Annotated in this window: 1 protein-coding gene and 1 pseudogene; both read right to left on the reverse strand. The window is 57.2% G+C overall.

Translation table 11 applies throughout. From position 1 onward, the window contains the following. Nucleotides 1-851, reverse strand: an 851-nt coding sequence (locus tag EOA24_RS36705) for a phosphoserine aminotransferase (protein ID WP_210213644.1), incomplete at its 3' end; no start/stop codon positions are given. 348 nt (nucleotides 852-1,199) lie between these two features. Beyond that, nucleotides 1,200-1,783, reverse strand: a pseudogene (locus tag EOA24_RS36710) (hypothetical protein); the annotation flags it as partial.

Raw genomic sequence — 1,783 nt, forward strand, 5'->3', positions numbered from 1 at the left:
CTGTAAGCCCAGGCCAACCACTCGCATAAAATCGCCAAGTCATCTGCCTCGACCGTGGGCCCCGCCCATATCCGAAATCCCGGTGGCGCGTCACCGTAGCTCCAGATGTCAAAAGCCGCGCCTTCGGCTTCGAGTAGACGGATCATCCCCGCAACGATCTCGTCGCCGTCCTCTTTGTCGCTGGCAGCCACATGTTCTCCTACAAGCCGAAGAGTAATTGAACAGGTGGAGCGGGCTGCCGGATTTATGCAGGTCCAATCAATCCAAGGAGTAGAGTTCACCCAGTCGGCCATCACAGCGTAGTTACTGGCAACCCTTTTCAGAAGCGCGGGTAGTCCGCCGCATGCTTCGGCCCAGTCGAGCGCAGAGTGGATATCCGCGACTGCGAACATGCTAGGGGTCGAGATCGTGCGGCCGCCAAAGAACGCTTTGTTCACAGATCCGTCGGGATTGTGCAGTCTCATCAGCCTGGCTACAGGTTTACGCTCGCGGATCTTCAGCCGTGCCTGGGCTCGCGGGGAGAGCGCGATCATGCCATGGCCGCCTTCACCGCCAAGCGCCTTCTGCCATGACCAGCACAGAACATCGATCCGATCGAAGTCGATGTGCCTCGTAAAAGCTGCCGAGACGGCATCCGCGATCACAAGCCCGGCACGGTCAGGAAGAATCCAGTCAAGATCCGGTGGACAGACGCCGCTGCTGGTGCCGTTTAGCACAAGAACGATGTCGTGATTGGGGTCGATCCTGCCAATGGTCGGAAAATCTCCGAAAGCACAAATGTGCCGGCGTTGGGGGGCAAGCGCCAACGTATCGATCTCATTTGCCCAATACTGCGAGAAGCTATCTGACAAGAATGTCTCGACTGGAAAAGGGCCGAGTAGATTTTGTAAGGCCATACTGCAGGCCCCAGTGCCCGAACCGGGCGCGATTCCGCAGAGCCAGCCATCAGGCAGTTCTAGCAAAGAGGCCATGCGCCTGATTACCTCTCCCAGCCTTTCTGCTCCCTCGGTGCTCCGGTGACTTCGTCCAACATAGCGCAGCATAGTTGGGTGCACGCTCCAACCTGGATGCTTGCGGCAAGGGCCTGATGAAAACCGCGGATCGGACGGGAGGAGCGATGGTTTCACAGCTGCGCTTGGTAGAGTCATGGCTTCCTCCAAATTGGGAAAACGGGGGTGCCTCAACAGAGATACCTGCGATCAGGCGATGTCCTGCGCCATCAGCGCCGACAGCTTTCCATCGGCAAAACTCATCCGCTCATCACCGCGGAGATCCGAAAGACGCCTGATGATCACATCGTCAGGCAATGCCCAGCCGTCGCGTAGCTTTTGAACAAAGGAGGGATGGATAAAGTTTGAGCCCGCGAATTGATATGCCGCACTGCTTCCCCAGCCATACAGTTTGCGAAGCGGATCGAAGTGACGCAGGACGTGCTCGAGAAGCGCCCGTTCTTTGGATGTTTCGAGACGAGTGAGAATCGGAAGGAGTTGCTCACTAGCCGTATTTCCTGCCCCGCGGCCCATGCCGCCCATGGTGCAATCTATCCAGGTCGCTCCCGCCATTGCGGCGGCCACTGAATTGACCACTGCATATCCCCGGTTGTCATGGCCGTGGAATCCAATGGCAGGCTCAATTCGATCCGCAAACCGGCCGATTAATTCCTGAACGCGCGCTGGCTTCATAGAGCCAAAAGAATCGGCAATATAAAGCACGTCAAGGTTGTCGATTCGCTCTAGCTCATTCAGGCAGACCTCAACTTGTGCAGGATCAGCTGCATCGATCT

It is taken from the genome of Mesorhizobium sp. M2A.F.Ca.ET.039.01.1.1, from assembly GCF_003998035.1.
In the GTDB taxonomy this organism is placed as follows: Bacteria; Pseudomonadota; Alphaproteobacteria; order Rhizobiales; family Rhizobiaceae; genus Mesorhizobium.